Source organism: Streptomyces sp. Root431, from assembly GCF_001426585.1.
Lineage (GTDB): Bacteria > Actinomycetota > Actinomycetes > Streptomycetales > Streptomycetaceae > Streptomyces > Streptomyces stackebrandtii.
On sequence record NZ_LMEI01000001.1, the window covers coordinates 344381 to 365981 of the forward strand.

Sequence of the window (21601 nt, forward strand, 5' to 3'; positions counted from 1 at the left end):
GGCCTCGCCGCCACGTCGTTTGCGAAGGGAATCCCGTCATGCCCCGCCCCCTCCGGGTCGCGATCGTCGGCGCCGGCCCCGCCGGAATCTACGCCGCCGATGCGCTGCTGAAGTCCGAGGCCGCCGCCGAACCGGGCGTGTCCATCGATCTCTTCGAGCGGATGCCGGCCCCCTTCGGCCTCATCCGCTACGGCGTCGCCCCCGACCACCCGCGGATCAAGGGCATCGTGAACGCCCTCCACCAGGTCCTCGACAAGCCGCAGGTCCGCCTCTTCGGCAACGTCGACTACGGCACGGACGTCCACCTCGACGACCTGCGCTCCTTCTACGACGCCGTGGTCTTCTCGACCGGCGCCATGGCCGACCGCGAGCTCCGCATCCCTGGCGTCGAGCTCGACGGTTCGTACGGCGCCGCCGACTTCGCCTCCTGGTACGACGGCCACCCGGACGTCCCGCGCACCTGGCCGCTGGAGGCCGAGAAGGTCGCCGTCCTCGGCGTCGGCAACGTGGCGCTCGACATCGCCCGCATCCTCGCCAAGACCGCCGACGAGCTGCTGCCGACCGAGATCCCGGCGAACGTCTACGACGGGCTCAAGGTCAACAAGGCCGTCGAGATCCACGTCTTCGGCCGTCGCGGCCCGGCCCAGGCCAAGTTCAGCCCCATGGAGCTGCGCGAGCTGGACCACTCCCCCACGATCGAAGTCATCGTCAACCCCGAGGACATCGACTACGACGAGGGCTCGATCGCCGAGCGGCGCAAGAACAAGCAGACCGACATGGTCGCCAAGACCCTGGAGAACTGGGCGATCCGCGACGTCGGCGACCGCCCGCACAAGCTCTTCCTGCACTTCTTCGAGTCGCCCGTCGAGATCCTCGGCGAGGACGGCAAGGTCGTCGGTCTCCGCACCGAGCGCACCGAGCTCGACGGCACCGGCAACGTCAAGGGCACCGGCGCCACCACCGACTGGGACGTCTCCGCCGTCTACCGCGCCGTCGGCTACCTCTCCGACGAGCTGCCCAAGCTCCCCTGGGACACCACGACCGGCACCGTCCCGGACCAGGGCGGCCGGGTCATCGAGGAGACCGGCGAGCACATGGCCTCCACGTACTGCACCGGCTGGATCCGGCGCGGCCCCGTCGGCCTCATCGGCCACACCAAGGGCGACGCCAACGAGACCGTCGCGAACCTCCTCGACGACTTCGCGAACGGCCGCCTGCTGACGCCCGACACCCCGGAGACGGACGCGGTCGTGTCCTTCCTGGAGGAGAAGGGCATCACCTACACGACGTGGGAGGGCTGGTACGCCCTGGACGCCGCCGAGAAGGCGCTGGGCGAGCCGCAGGGCCGCGAGCGCGTGAAGATCGTCGAGCGCGAGGACATGCTGCGCGCGAGCGGCGCCATCCAGTAGTCACCTACCGGTAGCCACGTACCGGTAGTCACATAGTCACACCTGCTCGCGGGCGCCCTCGCCCCTTCCCGGTCCTACCCTGAAAGGACCGGGAAGGGGCGAGGCCATGTCCGCACCCACGCTGCACACCGCTCATCCGACCGACGCGGTCGAGCGCGCCCGGGACGCGGCCGACCGGGAGTCCTGGGCCGAGGCGTACGCGCTGCTCCACGCCCACGACCTGCACCCCTCCCGCGGTCTGACCGCCGACGACCTGTCCGTGCTCGCCGACGCCGCCTGGTGGTCGGGGCGCACCGACGAGTCCGTCACCGCCCGCCTCCGCTCGCACGCCGCCTTCCTCGCGGCCGGTGACCACCGGGGCGCCGGGCTCGCCGCCTGGTGGCTGCACTACGAGTACGCGAGCCTCGGGCGGCCCGCCGCAGCGGCCGGCTGGCTCCACCGCGCCCGGCACCACCTGGAGGACCTGCCGCCCTGCCCCGAGCAGTGCTTCCTCGCCTGGACGGACGCCGAGGAGGCCGAGCAGCACGGCGACGGGGCCGCCGCCCTCGCCGCGGCCCGCCGCATGACCCGCCTCGCCGTCCGCTCCGCCAGCCCCGACCTGGTCGCCCTCGGCCGCCAGGCCGAGTCCGCCGTCCTCCTCGCGAACGGCCGCAGGGCCGAGGCCCTCGCCCTCCTCGACGACGCGATGTGCGCGGTCACCGCGGGCGAGCTGAGCAGCATGTTCACGGGCTGGCTGTACTGCCTGGCCCTCACCCAGTGCATGGAGGCGGCGGACTTCGGGCGGGCCGTGGAGTGGACGAACGCGGCGATGGAGTGGTGCGCGCCCCCGTGGACCGGCCGCCCGGCGGAGCCGGGGCGGGAGGCCGAGACCCTCGCCACCACCTCCCTCGCCGACGAGAACCCCTTCCGGGGCGTCTGCCGGGCCCACCGCGTCGAGGTCCTCGACCTCCTCGGCGCCTGGGCCCTCGCCGAGGAGGAGGCGCGGCAGGCGTGCCGGGAGGTGCCGGTGGACTGTCTGGAGTCGGCCGCCGCCGCGTTCTACGCCGCCGGGGACGTCCAGCGGCGGCAGGGCCGCCTCGACGAGGCCGCCGTGTCGTACGCGCACGCCCATGAGCTGGGCCGGATCCCGCAGCCGGGACTGGCGCTGCTGCGCCTCGCGCAGGGCAGGGCGGACGCGGCCGTCGCGGGCGTCGACCTCGCCCTGGCCTGCCAGAGCGACCCGCGCCACGACCTCCTGGGCCGGGCCCGGCTGCTCGCCGCCCGTACGGAGGTGGCCCTCGCCGTCCGGGACGTGCCGGGCGCCTCCCGGGCCGCGGTGGAGCTGGACGCGCTGGCCGGGGACGTACCGCTGCTCCGGGCGACGGCCGACACGGCCCTGGGCTCCGTCGCCCTCGCCGAGGCCCGCCCCGGCCCCGCGCTGCGGCTGCTGCGGCAGGCGCTCGCCGGGTGGCTGGCGCTCCGCGTCCCGTACGAGGCCGCGCAGGTGCGGATGCTGCTCGCGGCGGCGGACCGGACGGCGGGCGACGAGGAGGCGGCCCGGCTGGAGCTGGCGGCCGCGCGGGCGGTGTTCGAGCGGCTCGGGGCCGTACCGGACGCCCGGCGCGCGGCGGCGCTGCTTTCCGGCGGGAAGCGGCGGCGGCTGCCGGGCGGGCTGACCGCCCGCGAGGCGGAGGTCCTGCGGCTGGTCGCCGGGGGCGGGACGAACAAGGACATCGCCCACGCCCTCGTGATCAGCGAGCACACGGTCTCCCGGCACCTGAACAACATCTTCGCCAAGCTCGGTGTCGGCTCCCGCTCGGCCGCGACGGCCTACGCGTACGCCCACGACCTGCTCTGACGCCCGCCCCACCCCGGCCCCGGCCCGGCGGGCCACGACCCGGCTCCGCCCGCCCCACCCCGACCCCGACCCGGCCCCGGCCCGACCCCGGCCCGACCCGGCCCGGCCCGGCCGGAAGGGACACGACCCGGCCCCGCCCGCCCCGTCCCGCCCCCGGTCGGGCCGCCCGACCGGCCTCCGACTCCACCCCGCCGCGCGAGCCCCCGACCCCGGCCGCCGTCGCGGCATGGTCCGAACCGCCCATGCCCGTCCTCGCCCCGGATGGGCCGTTCGGGCGATGCCCCGCCCCTCTCCCCCGGGCTACACCGGAAGCATGACCACCACGACCAACCCCCTGGACACGCTCCGCGGTGCCGTGCGCGGCACCGTCGTGACCCGCGGCGACCCGTCGTACGACGCGTCCCGCCGGGTCTACAACGCCCTGCACGACCGCCGGCCGGCCGTCGTCGTCCACGCCGTGGACGCCGGTGACGTCATGGCGGCGGTGCTGTACGCCCGGGAGCACGCCCTCCCGCTCGCCGTGCGCGGCGGTTCCCACTCGGTCGCCGGGTTCGGCACCGTGGACGACGGCCTCGTCGTCGACCTGTCCCGGATGCGGGGCGTCCGGGTCGACCCGGAGGCCCGTACGGCCCGGGCCGAGGGCGGCGCCACCTGGGGCGACTTCAACCACGCCACCCACGCCTTCGGGCTCGCCACCACCGGCGGGGTGATCTCCACGACCGGCATCGGCGGTCTGACGCTCGGCGGCGGCATGGGCCACCTGTCCCGCCGGTGCGGGCTGAGCTGCGACAACCTGATCGCGGCGGACGTCGTGACCGCCGAGGGCACGCTCGTCTCCTGCGACGCCGAGCGGCATCCGGACCTGTTCTGGGCGCTGCGCGGCGGCGGCGGAAACTTCGGGGTCGCCGTCTCGCTCGCGTACCGGCTGCACCCGGTGTCGGACGTCTTCGGCGGCCTGACCTGCTATCCGCTCGACGGGGAGGTGGCGCGCGCCTGGCAGGAGATGATCACGGTGGCGCCCTGGGAACTGAACGCGATCCTGGTCCTCGCGCTCGGCCCGGAGGAACCGTTCCTCCCCGAACGCTGGCACGGGCGCCCGATCTGCGCCGTGTTCACCTGCTTCAGCGGCCCGGCGGCGGACGACGAGAAGGTCCTCGCCCGCCTGGACGGACTCGGCCCGGTCATCGGCCGTTTCATGGAGCGCATGCCGTACCCGGTGACCAACACCCTCTTCGACGAACAGCTGCCGCCCGGGCTCTACCACTACTGGAAGGGCAACTTCAGCCGCGAACTGACGGACGGCGCGATCGCGGCCCACATGGAGTACGGCGCCACGATGCCGTCCCTCGAATCGGACACGGCGATCTTCCCGATCGACGGCGCCTGCCACCGCATGGGCCCGGAGGACACCGCGTTCGCCTACCGCGACGCCGTCTTCTCGCACTCCTTCGGCGGCTCCTGGACCGACCCGGCGGACTCGGAGGCCAACATCGCCTGGACCCGCGCCTACGACAAGGCGCTGCGGCCGCACACCGAGGAGGGCGGGTACGTGAACTTCATGGACACCGACGACCAGGACCGGGTGCGGGTCAACTACCGGCAGAACTTCGACCGGCTGCGGACGGTCAAGCGGCGGTACGACCCCGAGAACGTGTTCCGGCTCAACCAGAACATCGCGCCCTGAGGTCCTGACGAGAGCCGCTACGACACCGTCCGCGCCGAGGTGAGGAGGCGGACGGTGTCGTCGGGAGCCAGCGCGAGCGCGTTCCCGACGGTCCCGAGAACCTCCATCTCGGTCGGGCTGTAGACGCCGTCGGCGAGGGCGATCCTGGCGGCCTGGAGCAGGATCGACTCCCGCCCGGCGGGCGCCAGGTGCGGGGTGAGCGGCTCCAGGGCCTCGTGGAGCTCGATCGCGAGGAGGCTGCCCTCGGGGTTCACCTCGGGCATGAAGCGGCCGGTGTCGGCCTCCAGGGCCTCGACCAGGTCGACGAGCTGGACGGCCGTGCACTCGGCGAAGCCGGCGGACCGGACCGCGCTCACCGCCCGGTCGAGGACCGCGCGGGAGTCGGTGCCGCCGGCGGCGAGGACGGCCAGGGCGACGGTGTGCACGCCGTCCCGCAGCATCGCCGAGAAGCGGCTCGTCGTCGGACGGTCGAGGACCTCCGTACCGAAGTGCGTGTGACAGGCCGCGCACTCGACGACGGGGCCCGTACAGCCCCGGGGCAGGACCGGGACGCCCAGGACGGCGAACCTGCGGCGGCCGGTGCGGCGCCGGTAGTTCCGGTCGCCGCCGCACTCCTCGCAGAAGAACTCGCCGTCTCCGACCGTGTTCCAGGAGGTGCGGATTCCGCAGACGCCCACTTTCCCACCACGTGAATTCCGGGCAGACCGCACACGCACCTCCTCAACGGCCCGGCTGCACTGCCGGCGTTGGCGTGATGTTAGCCACATCCTTGATGTGGCGTCAGCACCCCGTCAGCAGATCGCCGTGGAGATGGCCGAGACACGACACCGTCCGCGCGGCCTCAGGAGGCGCGGCGGCGGCGCTTTGCGAAGGCCAGGAAGCCTCCGCCGACGAGGACGGCGGCCGCAGCGGCACCGATCGTGCCGGGTCCGATGGCCGAACCGGTCGTGGCGAGATCACCCTCCGGGGTGGCGGACGGCGCCGGGGTCGAGGCCGGGGCGGTGGTGGCCTCGCCGGGGGTCTCCGGGGCGGCCGGGGTCTCCGAGGCCTCGGGGGTGCCGGCCGGGGTCGACGGGGACGCGGAGGAGCCGGGCGTCTCGGAGGCGCCCGGGGTCTCCGGGGTCGTGGGCGTCGCGCCGCCCTCGCTGGGGGTGGGCTCGGGGGTCGCGGGCGGGGTGGGGACGGCCGTCTCGGTCGGCGTCGGCGGCTCCGGGGTGACGACCGGGCCCGGCGTCGTCTCCTTCGGGAGGCAGCCGGAGAAGTTCATCTGGTGGGTCTCGGCGCCGGGGACCGTCGTCAGGGACTCGGCGATGACGGAGCCGTTGACGTGGCCGGGGCCGACGTTCTCGCCGCCCATCTCGACCTTGGCGTTCGGCGCGAGGATCGTGCCCGGCCAAGAGGTGTAGTTCTTCTTCACGCTCTCGGCCTGCGGGAAGTTCCACAGCAGCTTGGAGCGGATCCGGCGGAACTCGTCGCTCGCCAGGATGTAGTCGTCGATGACCGGGGCCGTGCCGTCCGCGCCCTGGTAGTAGACGCCGTAGGTGGCGGACTTGTTCATGTCGTACGAGTCGCCGAGGACGTTCACGAGGGTGGAGGAGCCGGCCGGGACCTTGAGGGTGATCGCCCGGGCCTTCTCCAGGTCGGCGGCGTCCACCGCGAAGACGTTGAGCTTCGCGTCCGTACCGGTGAGGAAGAGGCCCTGGGCGCCCTGGTCGCCGGCGACCGTGCCGTTGGGCGTGGTGGCCGCCCAGCCGGTGGAGAGCGCGCGCAGGCCCGCGAACTCCTCGGCGAAGTCGATCGGGGAGGTCGGGGAGCCGCCCTCCGCGACCCTGTCGCCGTCGACGCCGAAGCCCTGACCCGGGGTGGAGCGGTCGACGACCTTGCCGGCTATGCCCGTGCCGTTGTCCAGGACGACCTGGTTCGCGTACAGCGTGCCGCCGACGACGAGGCTGTGTCCGCCGGGCAGCTTCGCGAGGTCGGCGCCGGTGAGCTTGTGGCCGATCGAGAAGCCCGAGGGCTGCTTCGGGTCGCCGAAGGTGGCGTCGCCGCCGACCGCGACCGCGCCCTCGGAGTCGGAGTGGCGGACGGAGTCCTTCTCGACGAACTCGGCGTAGAGGCCGGCGGTGCCGAGGGGATGCGCCGCGCACGACGTGGCGGGGGTGGCGGAGGCGGCGGGGGCCCAGACGAGGGCGGTGCCGGTCACCGCGAGGACAGCGGCCACTGCAGCAGTCGTGCGCATACGAAACTCCAGGTCAGGGAGGTGCGAAGGGGGCGCGTGGGGGGTGTGTCCGAAGGGACGAGCCGACCTTCCGCCATTCCCCGATGTGCCGTCAACTCACCTGATATGACGCCGATTCCGACATGGCGGGATGATCTTCCTTAAGCGAACCTGAAACCGTGATGCAGCTCACAAACAGAGCTGCCCCGCACCCTCCGGGAGGAAGGGTGCGGGGCAGCGGCCGTGGAGCGCGTCAGCGGCTCAGCGGGTCATCGGGCGGAGCGGTTGACCGCCGAGATGACCGCCTTCAGCGAGGCGCGGGTCGTGTTGGCGTCGATGCCGATGCCCCACAGGACCTGACCGTCGATGGCGCACTCGATGTACGAGGCGGCCTGCGCGGAGGCTCCCTCGCTCATCGTGTGCTCCTGGTAGTCCAGCAGGCGGGCGTCCACGCCGATCGACTGCAGTGCGGCGAAGAAGGCCGAGATCGGGCCGTTGCCGGAGCCCGTCAGGACGGTGTCGACGCCGTCCACGACCGCCTCGACGGTCAGCGTGTCCGTGCCGTCGGTGTCGGAGGTCGTCTGGCCCGAGCGCAGCTGGATCCGTCCCCAGGCGTTGTCCGGGTTGGGCAGGTACTCGTCCTGGAAGACGGCCCAGATCGCGGCCGGCGTGACCTCGCCGCCCTCGCTGTCGGTCTTCTGCTGGATGATCTTCGAGAACTCGATCTGCATCCGGCGGGGCAGGTCCAGCTTGTGGTCGTTCTTCAGGACGTACGCGATGCCGCCCTTGCCGGACTGCGAGTTGACCCGGATGACGGCCTCGTAGGAGCGGCCGACGTCCTTCGGGTCGATCGGCAGGTACGGCACGGCCCACTCGATGTCGTCCACGGTGACGCCCTTGGCGGCCGCGTCGGCCTCCATCGCGTCGAAGCCCTTCTTGATGGCGTCCTGGTGGGAGCCGGAGAAGGCGGTGTAGACCAGGTCGCCCGCGTAGGGGTGGCGCGGGTGGACCTCCATCTGGTTGCAGTACTCGCTCGTGCGGCGGATCTCGTCGATCTGCGAGAAGTCGATCTGCGGGTCGACGCCCTGGCTGAACAGGTTCATGCCCAGGGTGACCAGGTCGACGTTGCCGGTGCGCTCGCCCTGGCCGAACAGGCAGCCCTCGATGCGGTCGGCGCCGGCCATGATGGCCAGCTCGGCGGCGGCCACGGCCGTACCGCGGTCGTTGTGCGGGTGGACCGACAGGCAGACGTGCTCGCGGCGGGTCAGGTTCCGGGACATCCACTCGAACCGGTCCGCGTGCGTGGACGGCGTCGAACGCTCCACGGTGGCGGGCAGGTTCAGGATGATCTCGCGGCCCGGGCCCGGCTGCCAGACGTCACAGACGGCCTCGCAGACCTCCAGGGCGAAGTCCAGCTCGGTATCGGTGAAGATCTCCGGGCTGTACTGGTAGCCGAAGGTGGTGCGCTCGTCGAGCAGCTTCTCCGCGTACTCCATGACCAGGCGGGTGCCGTCCACGGCGATCTGCTTGATCTGCTCCTTCGAGCCGCGGAAGACGACCCGGCGGAAGGTGGGCGCGGTGGCGTTGTACAGGTGGACGGTGGCGCGCTTGGCGCCGACCAGGGACTCCACGGTCCGCTCGATCAGGTCCTCGCGGGCCTGGGTCAGTACGGAGATGGTGACGTCGTCCGGGATCGCGCCCTCTTCGATGATGGAGCGCACGAACGCGAAGTCGGTCTCGCCGGAGGACGGGAAGCCGACCTCGATCTCCTTGTAGCCCATGCGGACCAGCAGGTCGAACATCTCGCGCTTGCGGGCCGGGGACATCGGGTCGATCAGGGCCTGGTTGCCGTCGCGCAGGTCGGTCGACAGCCAGCGGGGCGCCTTGGTGATGCGCTGCTCGGGCCAGGTGCGATCGGGGATCTCCACGGCCTCGTAGCGGCCGTACTTGTGGATCGGCATCCCGGACGGCTTCTGCAGCTGCGTCGCGTTGGTGACGGGCGTGGGGCGGCTGACGAAGGGGGACTGGCTCATTGCGTTGGGCTCCTCGGGTCCAGCATCAAGAAGGACGGCCGACTGTCGAACGCAACACCAGGTCCCGCGGGGAGGGGGTCGGCCTACGACTACAGGCCCTCGCCGCGGCAGCTAAGGAGAAGCAGCCCGAAACGCATGATGTGCCGCAGCCTAGCTCAGGGAGCCCGGAGGCGGACGTCCCGTTTCAGTATGCGGGACGCGTCGTACGTCAAGGCCGATCAGTGACGCATCACTCCATTTCGCCAATCCTCGTCCCATCCCGTGACAGTGGCATCACGCAGTGCCACATTGCAGGGATGAATCCCCACACGCCGGTCTTCTGCTCGATCGTCCCGCCGCACCTCCTGGAGCACCTGGCGCGCTCCTCGAACCCGGCCGTCGCCGCCGCCGCCCGCCGCACCCTCATCGCGGACGCCTCGGCCCGTACGAGCCGGGTGCTGCCGCTGCCCGGCAGCGCGCCCACGCTCGCCCCCGCCGACGTCGGCCGCCCGCACCGCACGGTGTACGACTGCGAGCGCGGGACCGAGCTGCCGGGCGTGCGGGTCCGCGCCGAGGGCGAGGACGCGACCGGCGACTCCACCGTCAACCGCGCCTACGCGGGCCTCGGCGCCACCTTCGACCTCTTCCTGAAGGCCTTCGGCCGGGACTCGATCGACGGCGCCGGGCTCCCGCTGCTCGCCTCCGTCCACTACGACGAGAACTACGGCAACGCCTTCTGGAACGGCGAGCAGATGGTCTTCGGCGACGGTGACGACGAGATCTTCCTCGACTTCACGCTGCCCGTGGACGTCATCGGCCACGAGCTCGCGCACGGCTTCACGCAGTACACGGCGAACCTGGAGTACTTCAGCCAGTCGGGCGCCCTCAACGAGTCCGTGTCGGACGTCTTCGGCTCCCTCGTGAAGCAGTACGCGCTCGGGCAGGGCGCCGATCAGGCCGACTGGCTCATCGGCGAGGGGCTCTTCCACCCGAACGTGCAGGGCACGGCCCTGCGCTCGATGAAGGCCCCGGGCACCGCGTACGACGACGACGTCCTCGGCAAGGACCCGCAGCCCGGCCACATGGACGACTACGTCCGCACGAGCCGGGACAACGGCGGGGTGCACATCAACTCGGGCATCCCCAACCACGCCTTCTACCTGGTGGCGACCGAGCTCGGCGGGAAGGCCTGGGAGCGGCCCGGGCAGATCTGGTACGACGTGATGACCGGCGGGACGCTGGCCCCCGAGACCCGCTTCTCCGAGTTCGCGGCGGCCACCGTGGCGGCGGCGAAGGCGCGGTACGGCGACGGGGAGGAGATCCAGGCCGTCCTGAAGGCCTGGGCGGCCGTGGGCGTGCCGACCGACTGACCCTGCTGGTACACAGGTTCCATGCGGATTCGAGTGCGGCGCACGGGCGGTTTCGCGGGCATCGAGCGGTCGGCGGAGGTGGACACCGCCGACCCGGACCTGCGGTCCCTGGCGCGGGAGGTCCTCGCCGGAGGCAGCGACGAGCGCCGGGGCGTCCCGGACGGCTTCCTGTACGAGATCGCGATCGACGGCGTGACGATCCGCTGCTGCGACCCCGACCTCACGGCCGCCCAGAGGACCCTCATCACGAGGGTCCTCAAGGAAGGCGCGTAGGTACTCGTCGGTACCGACAGGCACTCGTCGGTACCGGCAGGTACTAGCGGGAGGCGCGCCGCCAGAATCTGTTCTCCTTCGGCGGCCGAACCTTCAGGGTCCAGTCCCCGTCGGCGCTGACGAGCTGCACGAGCAGGGGTCCCTCGGGCAGGGGACGCGTCTCCCGGGGAAACCTGCTCGCCTCGTTGGCGAGCAGGTGATCCCGGCCGTCCGGCTCGTAGCCGTGCACGTTGAACCACTCGAAGCCGAGCCTCGTGCGAAGCCGGGAGGAGAGCAGGCCGGCCGGGCCCGTGTACAGCAGCACGTCGGAGCCCCGCCCCTCGGCGGTGCCGTCGAGGATCTCCACGGTGCTCACCGGGCGGACGGCGATCGTCCACGGCTCGCCGTAGGCACTCACGCGCAGGCGGAGCGGGGCCTTGCCGTCGTACCGCAGGACCCGACGGGCCCCCTGGTCCTTCATCACCGTGTTCGCGAGCAGAGCGTCGCTGTCGCCCTTCCCGTCGATGCTGTGCACGGCGAAGTAGCCGTCCCCCCTCCGGGTCGATTCGACGACGACGTAACCGGCCGGGATCGGCACGTCGACCGTGATGTCGGCCTTGCCCTCGCCGCTGCGGACGAACTCCGGAAAGTCCTGCCCGAAGAGCTCCGCGTCCGACTGCGGACCGGTCTGCGGGGGTCGCTGTACGGGGACTCGCGGCGTTGCCCGTACGGAGGCGGCCCCGGCCGCGGCCTCGGCCTCCCGGACCTTGGAGAGGAGCTCTTCGGGGATGGCCTCCGGGGAGGCGCCGGAGGAGGCGGGCTCGTCGTCGTGCACGGGCTCGTCGTCGGGGGCGACCTCGGCCTCGGCCTCCGGGTCCCTGCCCACGATGCCGAAGTCCTCGGCGAGGCCGACGAGGCCGGAGTCCCACCCCTGGCCCACGGCGCGGAACTTCCACGCCCCCTCGCGCCGGTAGAACTCGCCGAGGACGAACGCCGTCTCGGTGCTCGCGTCGTCGACCTCGTACAGTGCCAGCTGCTCACCCGTGCCGGCGCTGATCGTCCGTATGTGGAGTCCGGGCACCCGGCCGAACGTCCCGTCCTCGCTGGAGGCGGTGATGGCGATGCGCTGGACACCGGGCTCGACGAGCGCGGTGTCGATCTCCAGCCAGTCGGCGACCCGCCGCTCCCCGTCCCGCACCTGCTCCAGCAGGCGCACCGCGCCGGACGCGTGTGCGGGCTGGTTGTAGAAGACGAGGTCGCCGTCGCCCCTGACCCGGCCCTCGGCGTCCAGGAGCAGCGCCGAGGCATCGACCTCCGGGACCCCGTCTCCGGCCGCCTGCCGGACGACCGCGACCCGCCAAACCTGCCCGGGGACCGGCAGATTTCCCCCCTTGATGATCTGCGTCACCGCGTCATGCTGGCACGTGCCCGGGGGATGTCGACGGACTAGAAGCCGAGCTTCCTCAGCTGCTTCGGGTCGCGCTGCCAGTCCTTCGCGACCTTCACGTGCAGGTCGAGGAAGACCGGAGTGCCCAGGAGCGCCTCGATGTGCTTGCGGGACTTCATGCCGACCTCCTTGAGGCGGCTGCCCTTCGGGCCGATGATGATGCCCTTCTGGCTGGGGCGCTCGATGTACACGTTGGCGTGGATGTCGAGCAGCGGCCGGTCCGCCGGGCGGTTCTCCCGCGGGATCATCTCCTCGACGACCACCGCGATCGAGTGCGGCAGCTCGTCCCGTACGCCTTCGAGCGCGGCCTCGCGGATCAGCTCCGCGACCATGACCTGCTCCGGCTCGTCCGTGAGGTCGCCCTCCGGGTAGAGCGGCGGGGACTCCGGGAGCAACGGGACGAGCAGGTCCGCGACGAGCTGGACCTGCTTGTCGCCGACGGCCGAGACCGGGACGATCTGCTGCCACTCGAAGCCCAGCTCCTTGCCGAGCTGGTCGACGGCGATGAGCTGCTCGGCGAGCGTCTTGGAGTCGACCAGGTCGGTCTTGGTGATGATCGCGACCTTGGGGGTCTTCTTGATCGCGGCGAGTTCCTTGACGATGAACTTGTCGCCGGGGCCGAGCTTCTGGTCGGCGGGCAGGCAGAAGCCGATCACGTCGACCTCGGCCCAGGTGGTGCGCACGACGTCGTTGAGCCGCTCGCCCAGGAGGGTGCGCGGCTTGTGGAGGCCGGGGGTGTCGACCAGGATCAGCTGCGCGTCCGGGCGGTGCACGATGCCGCGGACGGTGTGCCGGGTGGTCTGCGGCCGGTTCGAGGTGATGGCCACCTTCTGGCCGACCAGAGCGTTCGTGAGGGTGGACTTGCCCGCGTTGGGGCGGCCGACGAAGCAGGCGAAGCCGGCCCGGTGGACGGCTTCGGTTTCTTGGTTGCGAGCGCTCATGGGGGCCATTGTCCCCGATGAGCGCCCGCCTCACGTACCCAGGACGTCCCCGGGCCTCGCTCCGCGGCCCCTCAGGCCTCGCCCGGGACCGTCCCGGACCCGCTCAGGGCCCGGCGGCGGCGCATCCGCAGGCCGAGGAAACCGGTCGGAACCGCGACGAGGAGGATGCCGGCGGCGAGCCAGGGCAGGGCGAGGAAGGACACCGTCCCGGTCTCCTTCACGCCCTTCGCGCTGGCCGTGAGCGTCACGTCGCCCCAGTCGAACTGCGGGGAGCCGCTCCACCGCTCGGTGAGCCGGATCTTCTGGCGGGGTAGCAGCTCGGACGGGACTCCGCCCAGGTCGCGGGCGAGGAGGGTGCGGCCGAAGAGGCCCTCCGCCTTGAGGGCGACCTTGGGGTTGAGGGTGACGTTGCCCCGGTTGTGGAGGGTGTACGAGACGACGGCGCTGCTCCCGCCGGCGCCGGGGACGAGCGGCCGGTCCTGGGTGAGGGTGATGTCCTCGACGGCGAGGGCGGGGACGGTCGGCCCGTTGACCCGGAGGTAGACGCGGGCGCCGACCGCGCGCTGGACGCCCATGGCGACGGAGCCCTGCCCGCTCGGGCTGATCCGCTCGTCGAGGGCGACGAGGGCGCCCGGGTGGTCGCCGGGGTCGGCGTCGGCGGGGACGGTCAGCGTGTACGGGACGGTGACGGCGGAGCGCGCCGGGACGGTGACCCGGGTCCGCTGCGGCTTGATCCAGGCACCGGCGCCGGTCTGCTTCTCCTGCTGCGTGCGGACGGCGAAGCCGCCGTCCCGGTCGGTGTTGTAGGCGTCGGCGCCGTACAGCCGGAAGGTGAGCGGGGCGGCGGTCTTGTTGGTGACGGTGACCCGGTCGGTGAGCGAGGTGCCGGGGTCGACGGAGAGGTAGAAGTACGGGCGGCTGCCGAGCTTGGCGGCGGCCGGGTAGACGGCCCACTCGCCGTTCTCGGCGGCGGCGGCCTGCGGCGCGGCGCCGAGGAGCACGAGGAGCGCGCTCAGGAGGAGTACGTACAGCTTGCTGCGCACGGTTCGCGGAAACCCCCGGGTGCGGAGCGGGCCGGCCGGGGGTCGCCCGGCCGGCCCGCCGGGTGGTCAGGACAGGGTCAGCGTCAGCACGCCCGCGTACGAACCGGGCGCGGTGAACGCCGGGACGTCGAGGGAGAGCTTGGCGTCGACGGTGAACTCGCCGCCCGTGAGGGTGCCGTTCGGCGTGGAGGCGAGGGTCGCGCCACCGCTGCCGACGGGACCGGCCGAGCCGGCCGCGCAGGTGCTGGGGCTGCCGGCCTTGGCGGTGCAGGCAGGGGTCCAGCTGAGGTTCCCGGCGCCGATCGCGCCGCCGGGGCCGGTGAAGTCGGTGACCTTGCCGGTCAGGGACCAGCCCGCGGGGCCGCCGCGGAAGTCCTTGACCGTCACCGTCTTCAGGTCGCCGGTGGCCGCGCCGCCCTGCCCGAAGTCGACCGAGGTCAGCTCGACGGCGTCCCCCGCCTGACTCATGGAGAGCTCGCCCGCCGTGACGGCCGCGGTGATCGTCTGGCTGTTCGGCGGGTTCGGCACGACGACCTTGTACGCCGCGGGTCCCGCGCCCTTCTCGGGATCCCAGGCCGCGCCCTCGTAGGCCACGACACCGGTGGTCGCCGCGTCGTTGACCTTCAGGCGCGCGGTGAACCCGCCCTCGCTGTCGGTCGTGACGGTCATCTTGTCGGCGGTCTCCGCCCCGCCGGCCCGGCCGACGACCGTGACCTCGGCGAGCGGGGTGAACTTGGCGCCGGTGACGGTCACCCGGACCCCGGGGTCACCCGAGGCGCTGTCGAGCTGGAGCGTCCGGGTGTTGGGGCTGGTCACGGGGCTCGCGACGACCGTCTCGGAGACCGGGGCGGGCGGGTTGAGCACCGTACAGGGGGTGTCCAGCTCCATGATGTAGCTGGTGTGGATGTTGTAGTCGCCCGGCGAGAGGGTGATCGATCCGGCCTGGGTGACCGTGAAGGTGCCGGTCATGGAGAAGGCCGGGAAGGAGCCCTTGGCCGGGATGGGCGGGTTCTTCTTGGGTCCCGTGACGGTGACCGCGCCGGTCTGGGCACCGCCGAGGACGATCTTGCCGCTCGGGGTCATGATGTCGGCCGGGAGCGCGAGGTCGACGGGGTTCGACGCGGCGGGCTTGGTGATCGTGTAGGTCACCGTCACCGTGTCGCCGACCTTGGGCGCGGCTTTGTCGACCGTGATGTCGGCGGTCGTGGTGCCCGTGATGGGCGGGATGCCGGCGATCGGCGGCGGGACGCAGCGGGTCTGGAATTCCACCGGGGTGGAGCCGGCGGTCGCGTGGGCCGGAGCGGCGATGGCGCCGCCTGCGGCGACCGCGAGGGCGCCGGCGCCGAGGACGGCGGTCCAGCGCCGTCTTCGGGTCGCCGCCCTGGATCGGTTGAGTGCCATGTGTGGGCCCCCTCCTGAGGGATGAGAGGGCGCCATTGACGGCTGCGGGCCGAGAGAAGTCAATGGAATCGAAAACCACCGACTGATGACCCATCAGTTTCTGTCAAGATCAGCAGATCGTCGCGTTTTCGCAGGTCAGACACGTCTGTCGGACACGTCGGAGACCGGTGCCGCCATCGGCGACACCGGTCAGGGGTGGAGCAGGGTGGGGCAGGGGTCAGCTGAACACGAACGGGCCCGGCGACTGCGACGTCACGGCGTCACAGTTCACCGTGACCCCGAAGATCACCATCTTCAGGGCGACACCCGCGAAGTACGAGTTGAGGCTGTCGCCCGAGGCCACGGTCCCGCTCAGGGGGCCGATGGTGACGGGCTGCCCGGCGCCGACCGCCGGGTTCTTCTTCCCGGTGAAGACCCGGGTGCCGCCGCCCGCCTTGGCCAGCGTCAGCGTGGCGTTGATCTGGTCGGCGCCGACCGAGATCGGCGTCGTGACGGCCGTGCTGATCGTCATGGTCGCGGCCGTGCCGCTCTGGGTCGCGGTGATGTTGGCGGTGCCGCCGCCCCAGCTGCCGCAGTCGTACTGCGCCGACGCGGACCCCGGCGAGACGGCTCCGGCCGTCGGGGCGAAGGCGAGTCCGGCGGCGGCGAGCGCTCCGGTGAGTACCGCGACCGTCCCTAAGGTGCTTCTGCTTCTCATGGCGAGTTCGAACCCCTTCCGATGGCGAACGCAGGGGTGCGGACACTGCGTGAATGGCGAATATCTGACGGTCCGTCGGGCGAACCGATGCTCATTGAGACGCAGACCGCCAGGGAAGGCAAGAGAAGATGCGGTGATCCTTCACAAACGCGCAAGGGCCCGGCGTGCCGCCGGGCCCTCGATGTCCTGTTCCCGTCCCTCAGCCGGCCGTCACGGCCTCGCGCAGCTGTCCGTCCGGACCGGCGAGCAGCACGGGCGTCTCCGGGCCGCCGAGGTCCCGTACGGCCGCGCGGTCCGCCGCCGACGCGGCCTCGGAAGTCGAGACGACGGCCGCCGCCTCCAGGGACTGGGCTCCGCTGGCCACCGCCATCGCCACCGCGGTCTGCAGCGCGCTCAGCTTGAGCGACTCCAGCTCCACGGTCCCCGCCACGTACGTCCGCCCGGTCTCGTCCCGTACGGCCGCCCCCTCGGGCACGCCGTTGCGCGCGCGGGCGCTGCGCGCCAGGGTGATGATCTTGAGGTCCTCGGCGCCGAGGTCGCCGTGCTCGCTGCTGAGTGTCATGGCCCGAGCATAGGTCGGGGCCCGGAAACCGCCGGACCCCGTCTCATCCCACGGCCGCACGGGTCTCAGCCCGCGACCTCCCGGAGCTCACCGCACGTGCCCACAGGTCTCAGCCCGCGACCTCACGGTCTCACCGCACGCACCGCCTGCAAGGCTCAGCCCGCGACCGGGTACATCGCCCCGCGGCGGCCCTCCGGGGAGACCAGCCACTCCAGCTTCGCGGCCGTGTCGGCCTCCGGGAGCGGGGTGTGCATGACGATGACCAGGTCCGGCCGGGCCGGGACCCTGAGCTGCGTGGCCTCGACGACCAGCGTGCCGACCAGCGGGTGCTCCATCTCCTTGCGGTTCTGGCCGCCCGGCAGGATGTCCCGTCGCTCCCACAGCTCGGCGAACTCCGGGCTCAGCTCCTTGGCCTCCTCGACGACCGCGCGGAAACCCTCGTCGTCCGGGCACTCCGAGCAGGCGGAGCGGAACTGGGCGACGACCCGCGGCGCGAGCTCCTCCCAGTGGACCGTCCGCGAGCGGTACAGCGGGTCGGTGAAGAAGGTGACGAGACAGTTCTGCGGGGTCTCCGGACGCATCCCGAGCACGATCGCCGCCGCGTCGTTGTAGATGACCGTGTTCCAGTACACGTCCATGATGTGCGCCGGGAACGGCATCCACGTGTCGATGAGCCGCCGCAGCCCCTGGCACATGTCCCGGTCCTCCGGAGCGGCCTCCAGGGCCGGCGGGTTGAGCGCCGCGAGGACGTACAAATGGCGCCGCTCCGCCGGGCTCAGCCGCAGCACGCGCGCCACCGAGTCCAGGACCTGCGGCGAGACCGTGATGTCGCGGCCCTGCTCCAGCCACTGGTACCAGGACACCCCCACGCCCGCGAGGACCGCGACCTCCTCGCGGCGCAGCCCCGGGGTGCGGCGGCGCGCCCCGCCGTCCGGGAGCCCCGCCTCGGCCGGGCTGACCCGGGCGCGGCGGCTCATCAGGAACTCGCGCAGTTCGCCGAGGCGGTGCTGCTTGGCGGTGGTGCTCTCAAGAGCGGTGGCCACGTGTGCTTCCTCCCCCTGGATGCGTGGTGGTGCCTGGTGGTGCCTGGTGGTGCCTGGTGGTGCGACCAACAGGATAAGTACCCGCTCCCCACCCTTGTTCCCGTGGCGGGAGAGTCGTCGGCATGGCAACGACGACCACTTCCCCCGCTCCGCCCGCCGCTCCCCCGGCCGCCCCGGCCTCCCTGACCGGCCGCAACCGGCTCATCCTCTTCGTCCTGTGCGCCGCCCAGTTCATGGTGGCGCTCGACTTCTCCGTCCTGAACGTCGCCCTTCCCGTCCTCGGCGCCGACCTCGGCCTGAGCCAGTCCGCCCTCCAGTGGGCCGTCACCGCCTTCGCCCTGCCGTCCGGCGGTTTCCTGCTCCTCTTCGGACGGATCGGCGACCTCTACGGACGCAAGAAGCTCTTCCTCGCCGGGCTCGCGCTCTTCGGCGCGGCCTCGCTGCTCGCCACCTTCGCCTGGAACCCGGCCGCCTTCCTCGCCGGCCGCGCCCTCCAGGGCATCGGCGCCGCCGCGATCGTCCCCACCGGCATGTCGCTCCTGACGACGACCTTCCCCGAGGGTCCGCTGCGGGACAAGGCGCTCGGGATCTCCGGCACCCTGCTCTCGCTCGGCTTCACCGTCGGCATGGTGCTGGGCGGGGTCATGACCGACACCCTCGGCTGGCGCTCCACCATGGGCCTGCTCGCCCTCTTCACCGTGATCGTGCTCCCGCTGGCGCCGGGCCTGCTGCCCGAGTCCCGCACCCCCGAGAAGCCCCGGCTCGACGTGCCGGGCGCGGTGACCGTCACCGGTGGTCTGCTCGCCCTGATCTACTCGCTGTCGACGGCCGCCGAGCACGGCTTCGGCCGGACGGACGTGCAGGTCACGCTGGTGGCGGGGCTGCTGCTGCTCGCGGTCTTCGTCCGGGTCGAGTCCCGGCACGCGGCCCCGCTGGTCTCGCTGCCGATGCTGCGGCGGCGCACGGTCGCCTTCGGCAACCTGGGCGGTCTGATCACCTTCTCGATGATGTCGACCGTCGTCTTCGTCCTGACGCTGTACCTCCAGGAGACGCTGGACCTCTCGCCGTTCGGCACCGGGCTCGTCTTCGGCGTCCAGGGCGTCTTCGCGGTCGTGGCCGGGATGCTCGCACCGAAGGTGATCGGCAGGTTCGGCGCCCGCCGCGTCCTGGTCGGCTCGCTCGCCGGGCAGGGCCTCCTGACGGCCGCGATCCTCGGCGTCGGGCGGGACTCGGGCGTGCTCCTGGCGACGGTCGCGGCCTCGCTGGCCTGCATGTTCCACCTGGGCGCGATCATCTCGTACGGACTGATCGTCACCTCGGGCGTCCCGGACGAGGAGCAGGGCCTGGCGACCGGCCTGGTGACGACCACTCAGCAGGTCGGGCTCACGATCGGGATCCCGCTGCTCGGGGTGCTCGCCACGACGGGCGGCGATCTGTTCGGGGGCGTCCGCACGGTCCTCGCCCTGGACGCGGCGATCGTGCTCGGTACGGCGGTGCTCGTCGCCCTCGGCCTGCGGCGACGCGCCTGACCTACGGCCGGTCGAGGCGGAGCCGTACCGCCTTGGGGAGACCGGCGACGACGAGGTCGTACGAGTCCTCGACGAGCTCCCGGACCATCAGGTCCGGGAGCTCTCCGACGGTCACCGTGTTCCAGTGGCGCTTGTTCATGTGATAGCCGGGGGCGACGGCCGGATGCTCCTCGCGGAGCCGTACGGCCTCGTCCGGATCGCACTTGAGGTTGACCCGCAGCGGCTCGGCATCGAGCCACGACAGCGCGAACATCTTCCCTACGACCTTGAACACGGAGAAGTCAGGACCGAAGGGGAACTCCTCCACCGCGTCGTTGAAGTCCAGGCAGAAGGCGCGCAGCTCGTCGGGGGTCATCGGCTACTCCTCGGGTTCCTGCGGTTCCAGCGGTTCCACGAGCACGGTGACGATCTTGTTCCGGCGGCCGGCCGGGGACTCGGCCGTGAGCCGCAGCGAGCGGCCGTCCGGCAGGGCGACGACCGCCTTCGCGCCGGCGATCGGCACGCGGCCGAGGGCCTTGGCGAGCAGTCCGCCGACGGTCTCCACGTCCTCGTCGTCGTACTCGTCGGGGCCGAAGCCGTACAGCTCGCCCAGGTCCCCGATGTCGAGGCGGGCGGTGACGCGGTGGCTGCCCGCGCCCAGGTCCTGGACGGGCGGCAGTTCGCGGTCGTACTCGTCGGTGATCTCGCCGACGATCTCCTCGAGGATGTCCTCGATGGTGACGATGCCGGCCGTGCCGCCGTACTCGTCGATGACGACGGCGACGTGGTTGCGCTCCTGCTGCATCTCGCGCAGCAGGTCCCCGGCGTTCTTCGTGTCGGGCACGAAGGTGGCGGCCCGCATCGCGGTCGACACGAGGTCCGCCTCGGACTCGCGGTTGATGTGCGTCTTGCGGACGAGGTCCTTCAGATACACGATCCCGACGATGTCGTCCTCGTTCTCGCCGGTGACCGGGATCCGGGAGAAACCGGAGCGCAGCGCGAGGGTGAGGGCCTGACGGATCGTCTTGTACCGCTCGATGCAGACGAGGTCGGTGCGCGGCACCATGACCTCCCGGACGAGCGTGTCGCCGAGTTCGAAGACCGAGTGCACCATGCGGCGCTCCTCGTCCTCGATGAGCGACTCGCTCTCGGCGAGGTCGACCATGGCCCGCAGCTCGGCCTCGGAGGCGAAGGGGCCCTTGCGGAAGCCCTTGCCCGGCGTCAGCGCGTTGCCGATGAGGATGAGCAGCTGCGGGATCGGCCCCATGATCCGGGCGAGCGGCAGCAGGACGTACGCGGCGGCGGTCGCCGTGTTCAGCGGGTGCTGGCGGCCGATGGTGCGCGGCGAGACGCCGACGGCCACGTACGAGACGAGGACCATGACGGCGATGGCGACGAGCAGTGCCTCCCAGGTCTCCGGGAAGGCTTCGAGGCAGGCGTACGTGACGAGGACGCCGGCCGCCATCTCGCAGGCGACGCGGACGAGCAGCGCCACGTTGAGATAGCGGGTCGGGTCGGCGGCGATCTGGGCGAGCTTCTCGGCCCCGCGCCGCCCGGACCGTACGGCCTCGGCGGCGCGGAAGCTGGTGACGCGGGCGAGACCGGCCTCGGCGCAGGCGGCGAGCCAGGCGACGACGACCAGGGCGACCGCGCCGAGGATCAGCGACACGTCCATCGGGTCAGGAGACGGTCGGCGCCGGGGACGGGCCGGTGAGGCCCTTCTCCGCGCGCCAGCCGTCGACGATCGCCGCCTGGAGGCCGAACATCTCGGCCTTCTCCTCGGGCTCCTCGTGGTCGTACCCGAGGAGGTGGAGCACCCCGTGGACGGTGAGGAGCTGGAGCTCCTCGTCCATGGAGTGCTCCGTCGGCGCGTCCTTGCCCTGCTGGGTGGCGACCTCGGGGCAGAGCACGATGTCGCCCAGGAGCCCCTGCGGGGGCTCCTGGTCGTCCTTCGCCGGCGGACGGAGCTCGTCCATCGGGAAGGACATGACGTCCGTCGGCCCGGGCAGGTCCATCCACTGGATGTGGAGCTGCTCCATCGCCTCCGCGTCCACGACGATCACCGAGAGCTCGGAGAGGGGGTGGATGCGCATGCGCGCGAGCGCGTAGCGGGCGATGTCGAGGATCGCCTGCTCGTCGACCTCGGTACCGGACTCGTTGTTGACGTCGATCGACAT

The 21601-nt window shown here is 72.0% G+C and carries 19 protein-coding genes; 6 read left to right on the forward strand and 13 right to left on the reverse strand.

Annotation, left to right across the window (positions count from 1 at the left end):
- Positions 1–38: 38 nt before the first annotated feature.
- From ASC82_RS01585 to ASC82_RS01595, 3 genes are all read left to right on the forward strand, one after another.
- On the forward strand, positions 39–1409 hold the full coding sequence (locus ASC82_RS01585) for an FAD-dependent oxidoreductase (RefSeq protein WP_056640314.1): 1371 nt from the start codon (positions 39–41) through the stop codon (positions 1407–1409).
- 106 nt (positions 1410–1515) lie between these two features.
- On the forward strand, positions 1516–3246 hold the full coding sequence (locus ASC82_RS01590) for a LuxR family transcriptional regulator (RefSeq protein ID WP_056640316.1): 1731 nt from the start codon (positions 1516–1518) through the stop codon (positions 3244–3246).
- A gap of 313 nt (positions 3247–3559) precedes the next feature.
- The gene (locus ASC82_RS01595; RefSeq protein WP_056640320.1) at positions 3560–4930 is read left to right on the forward strand and encodes an FAD-binding oxidoreductase; all 1371 of its coding nucleotides are present in this window, start codon (positions 3560–3562) and stop codon (positions 4928–4930) included.
- Between the two features lie 17 nt (positions 4931–4947).
- On the opposite strand, the gene ASC82_RS01600 is transcribed toward ASC82_RS01595, so the two are convergent.
- From ASC82_RS01600 to leuA, 3 genes are all read right to left on the reverse strand, one after another.
- A complete protein-coding gene (locus tag ASC82_RS01600; protein ID WP_056640323.1) occupies positions 4948–5640 on the reverse strand; it encodes a TerB family tellurite resistance protein in 693 nt (230 codons plus the stop codon).
- A gap of 131 nt (positions 5641–5771) precedes the next feature.
- On the reverse strand, positions 5772–7169 hold the full coding sequence (locus tag ASC82_RS01605) for a choice-of-anchor A family protein (protein ID WP_056640326.1): 1398 nt from the start codon (positions 7167–7169) through the stop codon (positions 5772–5774).
- A gap of 248 nt (positions 7170–7417) precedes the next feature.
- Positions 7418–9181, reverse strand: coding sequence for a 2-isopropylmalate synthase (gene leuA, locus ASC82_RS01610; RefSeq protein WP_056640329.1), 1764 nt, complete (start codon positions 9179–9181; stop codon positions 7418–7420).
- A 296-nt stretch (positions 9182–9477) separates the two neighbouring features.
- On the opposite strand from leuA, the gene ASC82_RS01615 reads away from it, so the two are divergent.
- Together ASC82_RS01615 and ASC82_RS01620 are read left to right on the forward strand one after the other, a co-directional pair.
- Positions 9478–10530, forward strand: coding sequence for a M4 family metallopeptidase (locus ASC82_RS01615; protein ID WP_056640332.1), 1053 nt, complete (start codon positions 9478–9480; stop codon positions 10528–10530).
- Between the two features lie 21 nt (positions 10531–10551).
- Positions 10552–10803 carry a protealysin inhibitor emfourin gene (locus tag ASC82_RS01620; protein ID WP_056640334.1) on the forward strand — a complete coding sequence of 84 codons (252 nt, stop codon included), beginning with the start codon at positions 10552–10554 and terminating at the stop codon, positions 10801–10803.
- A 43-nt stretch (positions 10804–10846) separates the two neighbouring features.
- On the opposite strand, the gene ASC82_RS30510 is transcribed toward ASC82_RS01620, so the two are convergent.
- The 7 genes from ASC82_RS30510 to ASC82_RS01655 all read right to left on the reverse strand — a co-directional run bounded on the left by ASC82_RS30510 (position 10847) and on the right by ASC82_RS01655 (position 17916).
- Positions 10847–12190: a TerD family protein gene (locus tag ASC82_RS30510; RefSeq protein ID WP_056640337.1), complete on the reverse strand. Its 1344-nt coding sequence runs from the start codon at positions 12188–12190 to the stop codon at positions 10847–10849.
- A gap of 38 nt (positions 12191–12228) precedes the next feature.
- Positions 12229–13170, reverse strand: coding sequence for a GTPase Era (gene era, locus ASC82_RS01630; protein WP_024757703.1), 942 nt, complete (start codon positions 13168–13170; stop codon positions 12229–12231).
- Between the two features lie 71 nt (positions 13171–13241).
- The gene (locus ASC82_RS01635) at positions 13242–14213 is read right to left on the reverse strand and encodes a DUF916 domain-containing protein (RefSeq protein WP_056640340.1); all 972 of its coding nucleotides are present in this window, start codon (positions 14211–14213) and stop codon (positions 13242–13244) included.
- Between the two features lie 66 nt (positions 14214–14279).
- Complete coding sequence (locus tag ASC82_RS01640) at positions 14280–15614, reverse strand: hypothetical protein (protein WP_056640343.1); 1335 nt, start codon at positions 15612–15614, stop codon at positions 14280–14282.
- A 217-nt stretch (positions 15615–15831) separates the two neighbouring features.
- A complete protein-coding gene (locus ASC82_RS01645) occupies positions 15832–16311 on the reverse strand; it encodes a hypothetical protein (RefSeq protein ID WP_024757706.1) in 480 nt (159 codons plus the stop codon).
- Between the two features lie 199 nt (positions 16312–16510).
- Positions 16511–16873: a hypothetical protein gene (locus tag ASC82_RS01650; RefSeq protein ID WP_024757707.1), complete on the reverse strand. Its 363-nt coding sequence runs from the start codon at positions 16871–16873 to the stop codon at positions 16511–16513.
- Positions 16874–17028: 155 nt separating this feature from the next.
- Positions 17029–17916, reverse strand: a complete 888-nt coding sequence (locus tag ASC82_RS01655; protein ID WP_056640346.1) for a helix-turn-helix transcriptional regulator — start codon at positions 17914–17916, stop codon at positions 17029–17031.
- Positions 17917–18038: 122 nt separating this feature from the next.
- Here ASC82_RS01655 and ASC82_RS01660 point away from each other — a divergent pair, with 122 nt between their 5' ends.
- Entirely contained in the window at positions 18039–19445 is a 1407-nt protein-coding gene (locus ASC82_RS01660; protein ID WP_056640348.1) for an MFS transporter, read from the forward strand.
- Between the two features lies 1 nt (position 19446).
- On the opposite strand, the gene ASC82_RS01665 is transcribed toward ASC82_RS01660, so the two are convergent.
- Genes ASC82_RS01665 through ybeY form a run of 3 tightly spaced genes read right to left on the reverse strand, consistent with a single transcriptional unit; the run spans position 19447 to position 21601 of the window.
- Positions 19447–19800 (reverse strand): MmcQ/YjbR family DNA-binding protein, encoded by a 354-nt coding sequence (locus ASC82_RS01665; RefSeq protein ID WP_056640351.1) that lies wholly within the window; start codon positions 19798–19800, stop codon positions 19447–19449.
- A gap of 3 nt (positions 19801–19803) precedes the next feature.
- Positions 19804–21099 carry a hemolysin family protein gene (locus ASC82_RS01670; protein WP_056640353.1) on the reverse strand — a complete coding sequence of 432 codons (1296 nt, stop codon included), beginning with the start codon at positions 21097–21099 and terminating at the stop codon, positions 19804–19806.
- A 4-nt stretch (positions 21100–21103) separates the two neighbouring features.
- Complete coding sequence (ybeY, locus tag ASC82_RS01675; RefSeq protein WP_024757712.1) at positions 21104–21601, reverse strand: rRNA maturation RNase YbeY; 498 nt, start codon at positions 21599–21601, stop codon at positions 21104–21106.

What these genes read in the sequence shown, in the direction of transcription:
- ASC82_RS01615 (WP_056640332.1), top strand. Translation starts at nt 9,478, where the DNA reads ATGAATCCCCACACGCCGGTCTTCTGCTCGATCGTCCCGCCGCACCTC.
- leuA (WP_056640329.1), bottom strand. Translation starts at nt 9,181, where the DNA reads ATGAGCCAGTCCCCCTTCGTCAGCCGCCCCACGCCCGTCACCAACGCG.
- ASC82_RS01645 (WP_024757706.1), bottom strand. Translation starts at nt 16,311, where the DNA reads ATGAGAAGCAGAAGCACCTTAGGGACGGTCGCGGTACTCACCGGAGCG.
- ASC82_RS01665 (WP_056640351.1), bottom strand. Translation starts at nt 19,800, where the DNA reads ATGACCCCCGACGAGCTGCGCGCCTTCTGCCTGGACTTCAACGACGCG.
- ybeY (WP_024757712.1), bottom strand. Translation starts at nt 21,601, where the DNA reads ATGTCGATCGACGTCAACAACGAGTCCGGTACCGAGGTCGACGAGCAG.
- ASC82_RS01670 (WP_056640353.1), bottom strand. Translation starts at nt 21,099, where the DNA reads ATGGACGTGTCGCTGATCCTCGGCGCGGTCGCCCTGGTCGTCGTCGCC.
- era (WP_024757703.1), bottom strand. Translation starts at nt 13,170, where the DNA reads ATGAGCGCTCGCAACCAAGAAACCGAAGCCGTCCACCGGGCCGGCTTC.
- ASC82_RS01650 (WP_024757707.1), bottom strand. Translation starts at nt 16,873, where the DNA reads ATGACACTCAGCAGCGAGCACGGCGACCTCGGCGCCGAGGACCTCAAG.
- ASC82_RS01620 (WP_056640334.1), top strand. Translation starts at nt 10,552, where the DNA reads ATGCGGATTCGAGTGCGGCGCACGGGCGGTTTCGCGGGCATCGAGCGG.
- ASC82_RS01585 (WP_056640314.1), top strand. Translation starts at nt 39, where the DNA reads ATGCCCCGCCCCCTCCGGGTCGCGATCGTCGGCGCCGGCCCCGCCGGA.
- ASC82_RS01595 (WP_056640320.1), top strand. Translation starts at nt 3,560, where the DNA reads ATGACCACCACGACCAACCCCCTGGACACGCTCCGCGGTGCCGTGCGC.
- ASC82_RS01660 (WP_056640348.1), top strand. Translation starts at nt 18,039, where the DNA reads ATGGCAACGACGACCACTTCCCCCGCTCCGCCCGCCGCTCCCCCGGCC.
- ASC82_RS01590 (WP_056640316.1), top strand. Translation starts at nt 1,516, where the DNA reads ATGTCCGCACCCACGCTGCACACCGCTCATCCGACCGACGCGGTCGAG.
- ASC82_RS01605 (WP_056640326.1), bottom strand. Translation starts at nt 7,169, where the DNA reads ATGCGCACGACTGCTGCAGTGGCCGCTGTCCTCGCGGTGACCGGCACC.
- ASC82_RS01640 (WP_056640343.1), bottom strand. Translation starts at nt 15,614, where the DNA reads ATGGCACTCAACCGATCCAGGGCGGCGACCCGAAGACGGCGCTGGACC.